The sequence below is a fragment of the Thermaerobacter litoralis genome, assembly GCF_054654595.1.
In genome coordinates this window covers 704,399-719,387 of the sequence record NZ_BAAIES010000009.1, presented here as the reverse complement: position 1 = coordinate 719,387, position 14,989 = coordinate 704,399, and the positions used below count along the sequence as shown (strand labels likewise).

The window sequence follows — 14,989 nt, the reverse complement described above, 5'->3', positions numbered from 1 at the left end:
CCGGGCCGCGGGCTCCGGCCGCGCAGCGGAGGAAGGGGACGAGCATGGCCATCCAGATCTACAACACCTTGACGGGCCGCAAGGAGACCTTCGAACCCCTGGAACCCGGCCGGGTGCGCATGTACAACTGCGGGCCCACGGTCTACGACTACTTCCACGTGGGCAACCTGCGCACGTTCCTGTTCTTCGACGTGGTGCGCGGCTGGCTGGAGTACCGGGGTTACCGGGTCCGCTACATCCAGAACTTCACCGACATCGACGACAAGCTGATCCGCCGGGCGGCGGAGCGCGGCATCACGGTCAAGGAGCTGGCCGACGAGCAGATCCGGGCCTACTTCGAGGACGCCGACGCCCTGGGGATCGTCCGCGCCGACGTCCATCCCCGGGTCTCGGAGAAGATCGACGCCATCATCGCGCTGATCCAGCGCCTGATCGACCAGGGCTATGCCTACGAGGCCGGCGGCGACGTGTTCTTCGACGTCTCCCGCTTCCCCGGCTACGGCAAGCTGTCGGGCCAGCGCACCGAGCAGCTGGTGGCGGGTGCCCGGGTGGAGGCCGCGGAGAACAAGCGGAACCCGCTGGACTTTGCCCTGTGGAAGGCCCAGAAGCCGGGCGAGCCCGCCTGGGACAGCCCCTGGGGACCGGGTCGTCCCGGATGGCACATCGAGTGCTCGGCCATGGCCATGGACGAGCTGGGCCAGACCATCGACATCCACTCGGGCGGCAGCGACCTGGTCTTCCCCCACCACGAGAACGAGATCGCCCAGAGCGAGGCGGCGACCGGCAAGCCCTTCGCCCGCTACTGGATGCACGTGGCCCTGGTCCAGGTGGGCGGCCAGCGCATGGGCAAGTCGATGGGCAACTTCTGGCGCGTGCGGGATTTGCGGGCCCGCTTCCACCCCGAGGCGATCCGCCTCTTCATCCTCTCCGCCCACTACCGCAACCCGCTGGAGTTCAGCCTCGAGGCCCTGGAGCAGGCGGAGCGCGCCCGCCAGCGCCTGGCCAACTTCCTCGCCCACCTGGAGCACCTGCTGCGGGTGGCACCGGAAGGGGACGAACCGGCCGCGACGGCCGGCCGGGCGGCGACCGGTCCCGCCACCGGCCGGGCGGGGACGGGTCCCGCGGCAAGCCCGGCTGACCCGGCCAGCGGGGGGCTGGCGGCGGCCCCAGAGCCGGCCGATGCGGCCGGGGCGCCGGGCCTGGACTGGCCCGCGCGCCTGGCCCGGGCCAAAGCCGAGTTCGAGGCGGCCATGGACGACGACTTCAACACCGCCGACGCCCTGGCGGCCCTGTTCACCCTGGCCCGGGACGGGCACAAGGTGCTGGGACCCGGCAGCCCCCGGGCGTGGATCCAGGCCACCCTGGACCTGGTGCGCGACTTGGGCCGGCCCCTGCGCCTCTTCCGCACCGCCGCGGCGGAGGAACCGGCCGGCGACGCCCAGGCCTTGCTGGACCTGCTGCTGGAGGTGCGCCAGTACGCCCGCTCCATCCGGGACTACCAGCTGGCCGACCGCATCCGGGACGGGCTGGCGGCCCTGGGGTACGTGTTGGAGGACACGCCGGCGGGGACCCGGGTGCGCCGGGGCGCGCGGGTCGTCGGGGGGGCCCGGGGATGACGCCTCCCGGGCGGCGCGGCGGGCGCGGCGCCGGCAGGGGGCGCCGGGATGGGACGCTCGGGGCCCGGGACGGCAAGGCGGCGCCGGACGGCCGGCCCCACCCCTCCGGCGCCGGCTCCAAGGGGTGGCCGTCACCGGCGGCGGGCGCCGGCAGCTCGGGGGTTTCGCGGCCGCCGGCCACGGCCGGTGGCGGGCGGGGCCGGCGGCGGGCGGCGGCCGCGGGGGTGCCGGAGGGCGGGTTCCTCCAGGTGGAAGGGCGGCAGCCCGTGCTGGAACTGCTGCGCAGCGGCCACCCGGTGCACCGGATCTTCGTGGCTGCGGGCCGGCGGGGTGCGTCCCTGGAGGAAGTGGAGAACCTGGCCCGGGAGCGGGGCGTGGCGGTGACGGAGGTCGACCCGGCGGAGCTGGCGCGCCGCGCCCAGACCGAAGGGCACCAGGGCATCCTGGCCCTGGCGGCGCCGCTGCCGGCGCCCGATCCCCTGGACCTCCTGGAGCGTGCGGCGCGACGGGGCGAGCCGGCCCTGGTGGTGATTTGCGCCGAGATCCAGGACCCCCACAACCTGGGGGCGGTCTTCCGCTCGGCCGAGGCGGCGGGCGCCCACGGCGCCGTGGTGCCGCGTCATCGCAGCGCGCCGCTGGGGCCCACCGTCTTCAAGACCTCCGCCGGGGCCCTGGTCCACCTGCCCGTGGCCCAGGTACCCAACCTGGCCCAGGTGGTGCGCCGCTACAAGGAGCAAGGGGTCTGGGTGGTGGCGGCCGATCCGGAGGGCGCCGAGCCCTACGACCGCTGGGACTGGACCCAGCCCACGGCCCTGATCCTGGGCAGCGAAGGCCGCGGCGTGCCGCCCCTCTTGCTGCGCCACTGCGACGGGCGGGTCTCCATCCCCATGGCCGGCCAGGTGGCCTCCCTCAACGTGTCCGTGGCGGCCGGCGTCCTGCTGTTCGAGGCGGCGCGCCAGCGCCGCCGGCGGGCGGCGGACGGCCCGGAAGCCGTGGGCAACCGTCCTTGACGCTTGTCGAACCCCGCCGGTATAATGGCCTTGCGATTTGTCCACATGCCGATCCTGACCAGGAATCTTTCCGTCACCAAGGTGTCATCACCGGTCGGTATCTCCGCAACTTCGTGCATATCCTTTAGCTGAAACCTGTTTGTGGGTGCCCGCCCTCACGACCAAACTCACCGTCGCGCGCGGACCCCGCTAGCCGCCGTGACCCTGTCTGACGGAGGCGATGGAGACGGTGAACGCCCAGTCGCATGCCCCTTCGCTGGTGGAACGGGATCTGGATCATATGGAAGATGAGGAAATCGTCGAAATCGCCCGGCAGGGAAACCCGGAGGCGCTGGAATACCTGATTGGCAAATACAAGAATTTCGTCCGCGCCAAGGCGCGTTCGTACTTCTTGGTGGGCGCCGACCGGGAAGACATCATTCAAGAGGGTATGATCGGCCTCTACAAGGCGATTCGGGACTTTCGCAGCGACAAGCTGTCATCCTTTCGGGCCTTTGCCGAGCTTTGCATCACCCGCCAGATCATCACGGCGATCAAGACGGCGACGCGCCAGAAGCACATCCCGTTGAACTCGTACGTGTCCCTGAACAAGCCGATCTACGACGAGGACTCGGACCGGACCTTGCTGGACATCATCTCGGGTTCCCGGGTCACCGACCCGGAGGAGCTCTTCATCAGCCGGGAAGAGTTCGGGGACATCGAGCAGAAGATGGGCGAGATCCTCAGCGAGCTGGAGTGGCGCGTCCTCATCGCCTATCTGGACGGGAAATCCTACCAGGAGATCGCCGACGAGCTGAACCGGCACGTCAAATCCATCGACAACGCGCTGCAGCGGGTGAAGCGGAAGCTCGAGCGGTACATCGAGACGCGGAATCAGCAGCTGGACCAGCCGGCCCGGGCTTGATGCCCGGGCCGGCGGCCCTTCGGAGAAGGCGCCGGGCCCGGTGGCCGGCGCCGTGGCGCGTGGCGCGCTGAAGGCCGGCGCGGCGGCGCGACCGGCCGGCCCTCGGAACCCGCTGCGAACCCGCTGCGGGCGGCGGTTCCGCGGGACGGTTGCAGGCGGCCCGATCCCGTGGTATGATCGATGTCGCGGTTGGATCCGTGCTGGCGTAGCTCAACGGTAGAGCAGCCGCCTTGTAAGCGGCAGGTTGTCGGTTCGAATCCGTCCGCCAGCTCCGATCGCCTTCCCCGGGGTCGCTTGACAGGCCTGCTATAATAGAAGTCGGCGTTCGGCTCCAAGGCGCCGGCCCGACGGGCCGGAGTGCCGAAGGGCCAGAGGCATGGAGAGGTACCGAAGCGGCCAAACGGGGCAGACTGTAAATCTGCTGGCTTACGCCTTCGCTGGTTCGAATCCAGCCCTCTCCACACGACGCGGGGTAGAGCAGCCAGGTAGCTCGTCGGGCTCATAACCCGGAGGTCGTGGGTTCAAATCCCACCCCCGCAACCATTTCAGCTTTGGGCCTGGAAGCGGCCCCGGGCTGCCGTAGCTCAGTCGGTAGAGCACAGCCATGGTAAGGCTGGTGTCGGCGGTTCGATTCCGCCCGGCAGCTCACGGCGAAGGGGCGGTCTCCGCCAGAGGCGGAGGCCGCCCCTTGTTTCTCCTTGTTTCTTCAGGGAGGTTTCTTCAAGGCGGCGGGGCGGCTTGACCGGCCCGCGGCTTGGATCGCCCGCCAGCCCATCCCCGCAGGGCGGGTGCCCCACCCGCAGTCCATCCGCAAAGGGCGCCCCCCGCAACGGGTGCCCCGGGCCTGCGCGTCCGCTTGTCGGCCCAGGGCCGCGCGTCCGCTTGTCCCACCCCATCCAGTTCAGTACAATAGAGCCGCTATTTTGGGCGAATGCCTGCAATCTCCGTGGAGATCGGGAGGGTGTGGCCCCATGGCCAAGGCCAAGTTCGAGCGGACGAAGCCGCACGTGAACGTGGGGACCATCGGGCACGTGGACCACGGGAAGACGACGCTGACGGCGGCGATCACGAAGGTGCTGTCCAAGCAGGGGAAGGCGCAGTTTGTGGCCTACGATCAGATCGACAAGGCGCCGGAGGAGCGGGAGCGCGGGATCACGATCGCGACGGCGCACGTGGAGTACGAGACGGACGCGCGGCACTACGCCCACGTGGATTGCCCGGGGCACGCGGACTACGTGAAGAACATGATCACGGGCGCGGCGCAGATGGACGGGGCGATCCTGGTGGTGAGCGCGGCGGACGGGCCGATGCCGCAGACGCGGGAGCACATTCTGCTGGCGCGGCAGGTGGGCGTGCCGTACATCGTGGTGTTTTTGAACAAGGTGGACATGGTGGACGACCCGGAGCTGTTGGAACTGGTGGAGCTGGAGGTTCGGGAGCTGCTGAGCCAGTACGACTTTCCGGGCGATGAGGTGCCGGTGATCAAGGGGTCGGCTTTGAAGGCGCTGGAAGGGGACCCGGCGGCGGAGCAGGCGATTTTGGATTTGATGAAGGCGGTGGACGAGTACGTGCCGACGCCGCAGCGGGACGTGGATAAGCCGTTCCTGATGCCGGTGGAGGACGTGTTCTCGATCACGGGGCGCGGCACGGTGGCGACGGGGCGCGTGGAGCGCGGCCGGGTGAAGGTGGGCGACGAGGTGGAGCTGGTGGGCTTCACCGACAAGCCGCGGAAGACGGTTGTGACGGGCGTGGAGATGTTCCGGAAGGTGCTGGACGAGGCGGTGGCGGGGGACAACATCGGGTGCCTGTTGCGGGGGATCGACAAGGACGAGGTGGAGCGGGGGCAGGTGCTGGCGAAGCCGGGGTCGATCAACCCGCACAAGAAGTTCGTGGGGAACGTGTACGTGCTGAAGAAGGAAGAGGGCGGGCGGCACACGCCGTTCTTCAACGGGTACCGGCCGCAGTTCTACTTCCGGACGACGGACGTGACGGGGGAGATCAAGCTGCCGGAGGGCGTGGAGATGTGCATGCCCGGGGATAACATCGAGATGACGGTGGAGCTGATCACCCCGATCGCCATCGAGGAAGGGCTGCGGTTCGCCATCCGGGAGGGCGGCCGCACCGTCGGCGCCGGCGTCGTCACCAAGATCCTGGAGTAAAGGGGCGTCCGGTGGGGAACGCCCAGGGGAGGCCGGCGGGTTCGACCGCCGGCCTCCGCCGTTGGGACCGGCCGTCTTTGACAGGCGCCCGGCCCCGTGCTAAATTCACTTGGGCAACGGCCGGGAACCGGTCCCGGGCCCGTCTTCCGGGCGGCCGCGGCCGGTGACGCCGGCGGTGGCCGGTTGCGCTGGGCGGCCCGGATCAGGCGGGACACCGGCAAGACGACGGGGTTCGTGGGGTACGGGCCGTCAATCACGGGCCGTGGGCCGGCCGTCAGGGAGGCGAAGAACATGCGCGTCGTGATCAACCTGGAGTGCAGCGAGTGCAAGCGGCGCAACTACGCGACGACCAAGAACAAGCGCACCCACACCGCGCGCCTGGAACTGCGCAAGTACTGCAAGTGGTGCGGGCGGCACACCGTCCACCGCGAGACCCGCTGACCCGGGACTCGGGCCCGTGCGGGGTGCCCGTCGGGATCGCAGGGTATCGGGCTGTCGGGGAGATCGCGGGGGGGGCGAGGGGATCGTGCGCGATCCCGTGTGACTCCGCCCGCTCCCAGCCCCTGGGACTGGCGATGTGATTGACCGGCGGCCGGCAGCCGGTTATAATTGAAGCGCTCAACGCGCTGGGCGGTCTTCAAGCCGTGCGGCAGCCGTTTGGAAGTTTGGTGGGTTTCGCAGGCCCGTAGCTCGAACTGGTTAGAGCGGCGGACTCCAAATCCGCAGGTTGGGGGTTCGAATCCCTCCGGGCCTGCCATCTTTCCTTCCCGTCCCTGCAGCCGAAAGGCCCGCATGCATGGGATCGGGGTCGTGGATTGCAAAACTCAACATGGCTGGGGCTTTCTTTTTTTGCCCTCGTGAGGTGACGGTGCCTATGGCGCGGCAGCGTGGATCAGCCGTCCCGCCGGCGACGGGCAGCCGGGTGGCCGGGACGGCGGGAAGGGATGCAGCGGTGAGCAAGCGGTCGTCCGTGCGCGGGGCGGGGGACCGGGTGGTCCGGTTCTTCCGCCAGACCGTGGCCGAGCTGCGCCGGGTGGTGTGGCCCAACCGCCAGCAGACGGTGACCTATACGGCGGTGGTGCTGGGCACCGTCGCCTTCCTGGCTGCATTGATCTGGTTGACCGACCTGGTCATCCGCGAGGCGATCGAGCTGGTCCTGCCCGGCTGATGGGCCGGCGGGCGGCCCGCCCCACCGCCCAACCACGGCCTGGTGCCGGGTCGGGGCGTCGAGGTGGTGCGCGCGGCATCGGCGCGACGTCACGAAAGACGTCACGGAGCCGTGCCGTTGAGGCGTTGCGCGACGGGATCGGCGGGGCGTTGCGGTTGGCGCCTGACGATACGCCCGGCAACGTGGCCGGGGGCCGGCCCCGGTGAGGCGCGCCGGGCGCCGGCGGGTCCGCCGAGGTCCCCAGCGAGCCGGCTGGTGGCGAAGGGGGTGACGGGTTCCGCAGGGGAACCCGAACCATGGCACGAGAGCGGCAGACCGAATTCGTCCCGGATGAACCGGTGGCCGGAGGGGCGGGACATCCCGTGGAGCGCGCCGACGCAGGGGAGGCCGGCGCCGGAGGGGGCCTGGACGCCCCGGAGGGCGGTCGTGGGGAGCGGGAGGAGGGGGAGTCCTCCGCCCGCGATCCGCGCCGGCAGTGGTATGTGATCCACACCTACTCGGGGTACGAGAACAAGGTCAAGGCCAACATCGAGAAGCGCGTCCGCACCATGGGCATGCAGGACAAGATCTTCGAGGTCCTGGTCCCGACCGAGGAGGCCATCGAGGTCAAGGATGGCAAGCGGCGGACCGTCCAGCGCAAGGTCTTCCCCGGGTACGTCCTGGTCGAGATGATCATGACCGACGACTCGTGGTACGTGGTGCGCAACACGCCGGGGGTCACCGGTTTCGTCGGGGCGGGCAACAAGCCGACCCCCCTCTTGCCGTCGGAGGTGGAGCAGATCCGCCGGCAGATGGGTGTGGACGAGCCCCGTCCCCTCATCCGCTTCGAGGTGGGCGAGTCGGTCAAGGTGGCCGATGGGCCCTTCGAGGGGTTCATCGGGCAGGTGGAGACCATCGACCACCAGAAGGGCAAGCTGCGGGTCCTGGTCTCCATGTTTGGCCGGGAAACCCCGGTGGAGCTGGACTTCACCCAGGTCGAGAAGCTTTAATGGTGCAGTGACCGCGGGCGTCGGTACGGGCGCCGGCTGCGGGGCTGGCGGCGGTTCCGGGGCCCCGATCCGGACCGCCGCGGGGCCGGTGGCGGGCGACGCCGCGGCAGCGGGAGGAGAGGCGACGTGGCCAAGAAGGTCATCGGCAAGATCAAGCTGCAGATCCCGGCCGGCAAGGCGACGCCGGCGCCGCCGGTCGGGCCTGCCCTGGGCCAGCACGGCGTCAACATCATGGCCTTCACCAAGGAGTTCAACGAGCGGACGAAGGACCAGGTCGGCCTGATCATCCCGGTCGAGATCACCGTCTATCAGGACCGGTCCTTCACCTTCATCACCAAGACGCCCCCGGCGTCGATCCTGCTGGCCCGGGCGGCGGGGGTGGAGAAGGGGTCGGGTGCGCCCAACAAGACCAAGGTGGGCCGGGTGACCCGGAAGCAGATCCGGGAGATCGCCGAGCTCAAGATGCCCGACCTGAACGCCGCCGACATCGAGGCGGCCATGCGCCTGATCGAGGGAACGGCCCGCAGCATGGGCATCGAGGTCGTCGAGGCCTGATCGGCGGGCTGGGAGCACGTTAACAAGTCCCATCTCCTCATCCTGTGGGAGACGGCCTGCGGGCCGTCGTCCGCACCACGGAGGTCGATGCGACATGCCGCGGCATGGTAAGCGGTACCGCGCCGCCGTCGCCCAGGTGGAGCGGCAGCGCCTGTATGAGCCCGAAGAGGCGCTGGCCAAGGTGAAGGAACTGGCGTCGGCGCGCTTCGACGAGACGGTGGAGGTGGCCCTGCGGCTGGGTGTCGACCCGCGCCACGCCGACCAGGTGGTGCGCGGCACCGTCACCCTGCCCCACGGCACCGGGCGGCCCGTCCGGGTGCTGGTCTTCGCCAAGGGCGAGCCCGCCAAGGCCGCCGAGGCCGCCGGCGCGGACGTGGTCGGCGCCGAGGAACTGGCCGAACGGATCCAGCAGGGCTGGCTCGACTTCGACGTGGCCATCGCTACCCCGGACATGATGGGCGTGGTTGGCCGGCTCGGGCGCATCCTCGGCCCGCGCGGCCTCATGCCCAATCCCAAGACGGGGACCGTCACCTTCGACGTGGCCGATGCCGTCAAGGAGTTCAAGGCCGGTAAGGTCGAGTTCCGTACCGACAAGGCCGGCAACGTCCACGTGCCCATCGGCAAGGTCTCCTTCACCGTGGAACAGCTCAAGGAGAACCTGGACGCCCTGATCGACGCGGTGGTCCGGGCCCGGCCGGCGGCGGCCAAGGGCCAGTACATCCGGTCGGTGACGGTCTCGTCGACCATGGGACCGGGGATCCGGATCCGGCCGACGGCCGTGGGGCAGGTCGCCTGAAGGGTCGGCCGGGTCCCGCGGGCGGGTCGGTAGCTGGCTCGCCGCGCCCCGCCGTGTCATGGTGGGGCGCGGCCGCGGTGGGGCGGTGGCGGATCCGGCGGCGGGTTCCTCCATCCCAGGGCGGGCAGGGCCGGAGCCCTTAGGTTGGTTGCGGAGCCCTTGCCTTGAAGCGGACGATCTGGTTATCTCTCTTTGGATCCACAGCACCGCGTTGGCGTTACCGCAGACAGCAGGTGCTCGAGCTTAAAGGGCCGTCGGGCCCGCCTGCCGAGGTAACGGTCACATCCAGTCGAGGGGCCGGTGTCCGGCGGCGAGGGCGCTGAAGGCGCCGCCGGGGAGGTGGAACCGGCCGCTCCCCTGTGATGTTGCAACCGTACCCCGGCGGGAGTCGCCGGGGTTTTTCGTTCCCGGCGTGCCCGGCGGCGGTGCCGGAAGGGGGTGACACCTTGCTCAACAGGGCCGAGAAGGAGGCGCTGGTGGAAGACCTGGCGGGCAAGCTGCAGCGGGCCCAGGGCGTCATCCTCACCGACTTCCGCGGGCTCAACGTGGCCGCCACCACCGAGCTGCGCCGGCGCCTGCGCAGCCAGGGCGTGGAGTACCGGGTGATCAAGAACACCCTGATCCGGCGGGCCGCCGAGCAGGCGGGGATCGAAGGACTGGACGCCCTGCTGGAGGGGCCGACGGCCCTGGCCTTCGGGTTCGACGACCCCGTCGTCGCGGCCAAGGAGATCGCCCGGTTTGCCAAGGAGTTCAACCAGCTGCAGATCAAGGGCGGCCTGCTGGAGGGCCGGGTCATCGGTGCCAAGGAGGTCCAGCGGCTGGCCGACCTGCCGTCCCGCGACGAACTGCTGGCCAAGGTGATGGGCGGCATGCAGGCGCCCCTGTACGGGTTCGTCGGCGTCCTGGCGGCGACCCTGCGGTCCTTCGTCTACGCCGTGGATGCCCTGCGGCGCCAGCGGGAGGCGGAGGCCTGAGCGTGGGAAGCGGCCCGGCGGCCGCCCCAGGGCGGGCGCGGCGGGTCCGGACCGGAGGGCCAGCCGGTAACACCCTCGTCAACAATCAACTAGAACCGTAACAACATCGGGAGGGATCGCGGTGTCCAAGGTTCAGGAAGTGCTGGACATCGTCAAGGGCATGACGGTGCTGGAGCTGGCGGAGCTCGTCAAGAAGTTCGAAGAGGAGTTCGGCGTCTCGGCCGCCGCGCCGGTGGCGGTGGCGGCTCCGGCGGCGGCCGCGGGTGCAGCCGCGCCGGCGGCGGAGGAGGAGAAGACGGAGTTCAACGTCATCCTCAAGGACGTCGGCGCCAACAAGATCCAGGTCATCAAGGTCGTCCGCGAGCTGACCGGCCTGGGTCTGAAGGAGGCCAAGGACCTGGTGGACAACGCCCCCAAGCCGATCAAGGAGGGCGCGTCCAAGGAAGAGGCCGAGCAGATCAAGGCCAAGCTGGCCGAGGCCGGCGCCACGGTGGAGATCCAGTAACCCCGTTCTCGGCGTTCTTGACGGCGGCAGGGCGACGGCACGAACAGGGCCCCATCCGGTGGATGGGGCCCTCTTTGTGCCGCCTTGCCGGCCCTTGGGTTCATCGTCGGGCTTATCGTCGCAGGGCGCCCGCCCCTTTCCCGGCACCTGGGACGGGCTGGTCGCGTTGACAAGGCCATGGCCTTGCGCTAGCATAATACCTTGCCACTGTTGTTGGTTGCCGTCAGTGGCAGGTGACCATGCGCGCAAGACCCACCAGCCCCGGGAGGTTTCCCGGAGCCCCCAGCGGAAGGGTGCCGTCCTCGGTTGGGAGGTTCGGCGCCGCGACGCATAGTTCCTGCAAGTGGACTCCATGCTTGTGGCGATCTCGTCACCTCGGTGATCCTTCAGGGGATGGTCCGCCCGAGCGCGGCAGGAGGAAGGGATGAGCCACCGGCCGCATGGCCGGCCGGCTGGCCGATGGCGAGGCCCGGACCGGTGGCGGGGCCGTTGGCCGGAAGCGTGTGGCCCGGCACTGGGCCACGGGAGAGGGATACGGCCTGCCGCGCCCGGCGGTAGGGGCGGAAGGCGGAACGACGGCGGATCCTGTGCCGAAGGGGTGTGAAGGCATGCCGCACGTGGTCAAGAGCGGGAAGCGGGAGCGGCTCAGCTTCGGGCGCATCCACGAGGTCCTGGACCTGCCCAATCTGATCGAGGTGCAGCTGAACTCTTACCGCTGGTTCCTCAACGAGGGGTTGAAGGAGACCTTCCAGGACATCTCGCCGATCCAGGACTTCACGGGCAACCTGGTGCTGGAATTCGTCGACTACTCCCTGGGCGAGCCCAAGTATTCCGTCCAGGAGTGCAAGGACCGGGATGTGACCTACGCCGCGCCCATGCGGGTCCGGGTGCGCCTTATTAATAAGGAAACGGGCGAGGTCAAGGAGCAGGAGGTCTTCATGGGCGACTTCCCGCTCATGACCGAGCACGGCACCTTCGTGATCAACGGCGCCGAGCGCGTCGTGGTGAGCCAGCTCGTCCGCTCGCCGGGCGTCTACTACAGCGTGGACTACGATGCCAACGGCAACCCGCTCTACTCGGCCACGGTGATCCCCAACCGCGGCGCCTGGCTGGAGTTCGAGTCCGACGCCAGCGGGGTCGTCTACGTGCGGGTCGACCGCACCCGCAAGCAGCCCGCCACCGTCCTGTTGCGCGCCCTGGGCTACCAGACCGACGCCGAGCTGCTGGAGCTGCTGGGTGACAACGAGCACGTGCGCGCCACCCTGGACAAGGACAACACGGACTCCCAGGCCGAGGCGCTGATCGAGATCTACAAGCGGCTCCGCCCCGGCGAGCCGCCCACCGACGAGAGCGCCCGCCAGCTGCTGGACAACCTGTTCTTCGACCCCAAGCGCTACGACCTGGCCACCGTGGGCCGCTACAAGATGAACAAGAAGCTCAACCTGCGGGCCCGGCTGATCGGCCTCTACGCCGCCGAGGACGTCATCGACCCCCAGACGGGCGAGCGGATCGTGGAGGCCGGGCAGCGCTTTGACCGCCAGCTGGCCCAGCGGGTCCAGGCGGCGGGGGTGCGGCGGGTCCGGGTGCGGACGCCGGAGGACCGCGAGGTGGTGGTGCTGGGCAACGGCCAGCCCGACACCAGCGTGCGCACCCTGACCCGGGAGGACGTGGCCGCCATCGTCAACTACGCCTTCGGCCTGTTCGCCGGGGTCGGCACCACCGACGACATCGACCACCTGGGCAACCGCCGCCTGCGCTCCGTGGGCGAGCTGCTGCAGAACCAGTTCCGCATCGGCTTGGCCCGCATGGAGCGGGTCATCAAGGAGCGCATGAGCATCCAGGACGCCGACGCCATCACGCCCCAGGCCCTGATCAACATCCGGCCCGTGGTGGCGGCGGTCAAGGAGTTCTTCGGCTCCAGCCAGCTGAGCCAGTTCATGGACCAGACGAACCCGCTCTCCGAGCTCACCCATAAGCGCCGCCTCTCGGCCCTGGGCCCGGGCGGCCTGAGCCGGGAGCGGGCCGGGTTCGACGTCCGCGACGTGCACCACTCCCACTACGGGCGCATGTGCCCCATCGAGACGCCGGAAGGTCCCAACATCGGCCTCATCGGCGCCATGGCCACCTACGCCCGGGTCAACGAGTACGGGTTCATCGAGACCCCGTACCGGCGGGTGGAGAAGGGCCGCGTCACCGACGACGTGGTCTACCTGACGGCCGACGAGGAGGACGAGTGCGTCATCGCCCAGGCCAACGCCGAGCTGGATGAGAACGGCTACTTCAAGGAGAAGCGGGTGGCCGTCCGCTTCCGGGACGAGGTGCGCCTGGCCGCGCCCGAAGAGATCGACTACATGGACGTCTCGCCCAAGCAGGTGTTCTCCATCGCCACGGCGTTGATCCCGTTCCTCGAGCACGACGACGCCAACCGGGCCCTGATGGGAGCCAACATGCAGCGCCAGGCGGTCCCGCTGATCCGGACCGAGGCGCCCCTGGTGGGCACGGGCGTCGAGTACCGCACCGCCGTGGACTCCGGCGTGGTGATCACCGCCCGCCGGCCCGGCACGGTGCGCCGGGTCACGGCCCGGGAGATCGTGGTCGAGACCGATGACGGTCACCGGGACACCTACACCCTGATGAAGTTCGAGCGCTCCAACCAGGGGACGTGCTTCAACCAGCGGCCGCTGGTGCGCAAGGGCCAGCGGGTGGAGAAGGGGGAGGTCCTGGCCGACGGCCCTTCCACCGACCACGGGGAGCTGGCCCTGGGGCGCAACGTGCTGGTCGCCTTCATGCCCTGGGAGGGCTACAACTACGAGGACGCCATCCTGATCAGCGAGCGGCTGGTGCGGGACGACGTCTTCACCTCGATCCACATCGAGGAGTACGAGTGCGAGGCGCGGGACACCAAGCTGGGGCCGGAGGAGATCACCCGGGACATCCCCAACGTGGGCGAGGACCAGCTGCGCGACCTGGACGAACGCGGCATCATCCGCATTGGCGCCGAGGTCCGGGCCGGGGACATCCTGGTCGGCAAGGTGACGCCCAAGGGCGAGACGGAGCTGACCGCCGAGGAGCGGCTGTTGCGCGCCATCTTCGGCGAGAAGGCCCGGGAGGTGCGGGACACCTCCCTGCGGGTGCCCCACGGCGAGAGCGGCATCGTCGTCGACGTCAAGGTGTTCTCCCGGGAGAACGGCGATGAGCTGGCGCCGGGCGTCAACCAGCTGGTCCAGGTGTACGTGGCCCAGAAGCGCAAGATCTCTGAGGGCGACAAGATGGCCGGTCGCCACGGCAACAAGGGTGTCATCGCCCGCATCATGCCCGAGGAGGACATGCCCTTCCTCCCCGACGGCACGCCGGTGGACATCGTGCTCAACCCCCTGGGCGTGCCCTCGCGCATGAACATCGGCCAGATCCTGGAGTGCCATCTGGGGTGGGCGGCCAAGGCCCTGGGGCTGTGGGTGGCGACGCCCGTCTTCGACGGCACCGACGAGGAGAGCATCCGCGAGCTTCTGCGGAAGGCGGGCCTGCCCGAGTCGGGCAAGACCGTGCTCTATGACGGTCGCACCGGCGAGCCCTTCGACAACGAGGTCACGGTGGGGTACGTCTACATGCTCAAGCTGGCCCACCTGGTCGACGACAAGATCCACGCCCGGTCCACGGGGCCCTACTCGCTGGTCACCCAGCAGCCCCTGGGCGGCAAGGCCCAGTTCGGCGGCCAGCGCTTCGGCGAGATGGAGGTGTGGGCCCTGGAGGCCTACGGCGCCGCCTACACCTTGCAGGAGCTGCTGACCGTCAAGTCCGACGACGTGGTGGGCCGGGTCAAGACCTACGAGGCCATCGTCAAGGGCGAGAACGTGCCGGAGCCCGGGGTGCCCGAGTCCTTCAAGGTCCTGATCAAGGAGATGCAGAGCCTGGGGCTGGACGTGAAGATCCTCAGCGAGGACAACCGCGAGATCGTCTTGCGGGAAGATGAGGATGTCCGGGATGCCGCCGGCGACCTGGACCTGGATCTGGGCGACCTGGCCCGCGCCGGGGCCCGGGTGCGCGCGGGCCGCCGGGCCGCGGAGGCCGGTTCGTACGACGAGGGGGACGGCTACGGCGATTACGACGCCGGCGACGACGGCCTGGAGGGCGACGAGACGGCGGAGGCCGAGGCCGGCGACTGGGGCGACAACCCCGACGCCTACGACGATGCCGACCTGGATGCCGGCTTCGAGTTCGGGGAGATGGGCGGCGGCATGGACCCGTCCGACGACGAGCCGCACACCGGCGGCGATGACGACGATGACCTGCGGGCCAGCGGAGGGGGCGAGTGA

General features: G+C 69.7%; 12 protein-coding genes and 5 tRNA genes. All 17 read left to right on the top strand.

The features are described from left to right. The first annotated feature begins 44 nt into the window (after positions 1-44). The 17 genes from cysS to rpoB all read left to right on the top strand — a co-directional run bounded on the left by cysS (position 45) and on the right by rpoB (position 14,989). On the top strand, positions 45-1,616 hold the full coding sequence (gene cysS / locus ACYQ02_RS10240; protein ID WP_460040312.1) for a cysteine--tRNA ligase: 1,572 nt from the start codon (positions 45-47) through the stop codon (positions 1,614-1,616). Then, the gene (gene rlmB, locus ACYQ02_RS10235; RefSeq protein ID WP_460040311.1) at positions 1,613-2,626 is read left to right on the top strand and encodes a 23S rRNA (guanosine(2251)-2'-O)-methyltransferase RlmB; all 1,014 of its coding nucleotides are present in this window, start codon (positions 1,613-1,615) and stop codon (positions 2,624-2,626) included. Before cysS ends, rlmB begins: the two co-directional genes overlap by 4 nt. 220 nt (positions 2,627-2,846) lie before the next feature. Continuing rightward, positions 2,847-3,530: an RNA polymerase sporulation sigma factor SigH gene (gene sigH, locus ACYQ02_RS10230; RefSeq protein WP_460040310.1), complete on the top strand. Its 684-nt coding sequence runs from the start codon at positions 2,847-2,849 to the stop codon at positions 3,528-3,530. A gap of 199 nt (positions 3,531-3,729) precedes the next feature. Next, positions 3,730-3,801: transfer RNA gene (locus ACYQ02_RS10225), tRNA-Thr, on the top strand. A gap of 107 nt (positions 3,802-3,908) precedes the next feature. Continuing rightward, positions 3,909-3,991, top strand: a tRNA-Tyr gene (locus ACYQ02_RS10220). Between the two features lie 5 nt (positions 3,992-3,996). Continuing rightward, positions 3,997-4,073 (top strand) — tRNA-Met (locus tag ACYQ02_RS10215). 30 nt (positions 4,074-4,103) lie between these two features. Then, positions 4,104-4,176 (top strand) — tRNA-Thr (locus tag ACYQ02_RS10210). 325 nt (positions 4,177-4,501) lie between these two features. Beyond that, the gene (tuf, locus tag ACYQ02_RS10205) at positions 4,502-5,689 is read left to right on the top strand and encodes an elongation factor Tu (protein ID WP_460040298.1); all 1,188 of its coding nucleotides are present in this window, start codon (positions 4,502-4,504) and stop codon (positions 5,687-5,689) included. Positions 5,690-5,980: 291 nt separating this feature from the next. Further along, the gene (rpmG, locus tag ACYQ02_RS10200; protein ID WP_013496682.1) at positions 5,981-6,130 is read left to right on the top strand and encodes a 50S ribosomal protein L33; all 150 of its coding nucleotides are present in this window, start codon (positions 5,981-5,983) and stop codon (positions 6,128-6,130) included. A gap of 238 nt (positions 6,131-6,368) precedes the next feature. Further along, positions 6,369-6,446, top strand: a tRNA-Trp gene (locus ACYQ02_RS10195). 195 nt (positions 6,447-6,641) lie between these two features. Continuing rightward, complete coding sequence (gene secE / locus ACYQ02_RS10190; RefSeq protein WP_460040309.1) at positions 6,642-6,857, top strand: preprotein translocase subunit SecE; 216 nt, start codon at positions 6,642-6,644, stop codon at positions 6,855-6,857. Between the two features lie 296 nt (positions 6,858-7,153). After that, positions 7,154-7,846, top strand: coding sequence for a transcription termination/antitermination protein NusG (gene nusG, locus ACYQ02_RS10185; RefSeq protein ID WP_460040308.1), 693 nt, complete (start codon positions 7,154-7,156; stop codon positions 7,844-7,846). A gap of 126 nt (positions 7,847-7,972) precedes the next feature. Beyond that, positions 7,973-8,401, top strand: coding sequence for a 50S ribosomal protein L11 (gene rplK, locus ACYQ02_RS10180; RefSeq protein WP_460040307.1), 429 nt, complete (start codon positions 7,973-7,975; stop codon positions 8,399-8,401). A 94-nt stretch (positions 8,402-8,495) separates the two neighbouring features. Continuing rightward, positions 8,496-9,197: a 50S ribosomal protein L1 gene (gene rplA, locus ACYQ02_RS10175; RefSeq protein WP_460040306.1), complete on the top strand. Its 702-nt coding sequence runs from the start codon at positions 8,496-8,498 to the stop codon at positions 9,195-9,197. Between the two features lie 446 nt (positions 9,198-9,643). After that, positions 9,644-10,171, top strand: a complete 528-nt coding sequence (gene rplJ / locus ACYQ02_RS10170) for a 50S ribosomal protein L10 (protein WP_460040305.1) — start codon at positions 9,644-9,646, stop codon at positions 10,169-10,171. Between the two features lie 121 nt (positions 10,172-10,292). Continuing rightward, positions 10,293-10,676, top strand: a complete 384-nt coding sequence (gene rplL, locus ACYQ02_RS10165; protein WP_460040304.1) for a 50S ribosomal protein L7/L12 — start codon at positions 10,293-10,295, stop codon at positions 10,674-10,676. Positions 10,677-11,284: 608 nt separating this feature from the next. After that, a complete protein-coding gene (rpoB, locus tag ACYQ02_RS10160) occupies positions 11,285-14,989 on the top strand; it encodes a DNA-directed RNA polymerase subunit beta (protein ID WP_460040303.1) in 3,705 nt (1,234 codons plus the stop codon).

What these genes read in the sequence shown, in the direction of transcription:
- cysS (WP_460040312.1), top strand. Translation starts at nt 45, where the DNA reads ATGGCCATCCAGATCTACAACACCTTGACGGGCCGCAAGGAGACCTTC.
- rlmB (WP_460040311.1), top strand. Translation starts at nt 1,613, where the DNA reads ATGACGCCTCCCGGGCGGCGCGGCGGGCGCGGCGCCGGCAGGGGGCGC.
- sigH (WP_460040310.1), top strand. Translation starts at nt 2,847, where the DNA reads ATGGAGACGGTGAACGCCCAGTCGCATGCCCCTTCGCTGGTGGAACGG.
- tuf (WP_460040298.1), top strand. Translation starts at nt 4,502, where the DNA reads ATGGCCAAGGCCAAGTTCGAGCGGACGAAGCCGCACGTGAACGTGGGG.
- rpmG (WP_013496682.1), top strand. Translation starts at nt 5,981, where the DNA reads ATGCGCGTCGTGATCAACCTGGAGTGCAGCGAGTGCAAGCGGCGCAAC.
- nusG (WP_460040308.1), top strand. Translation starts at nt 7,154, where the DNA reads ATGGCACGAGAGCGGCAGACCGAATTCGTCCCGGATGAACCGGTGGCC.
- rplA (WP_460040306.1), top strand. Translation starts at nt 8,496, where the DNA reads ATGCCGCGGCATGGTAAGCGGTACCGCGCCGCCGTCGCCCAGGTGGAG.
- rpoB (WP_460040303.1), top strand. Translation starts at nt 11,285, where the DNA reads ATGCCGCACGTGGTCAAGAGCGGGAAGCGGGAGCGGCTCAGCTTCGGG.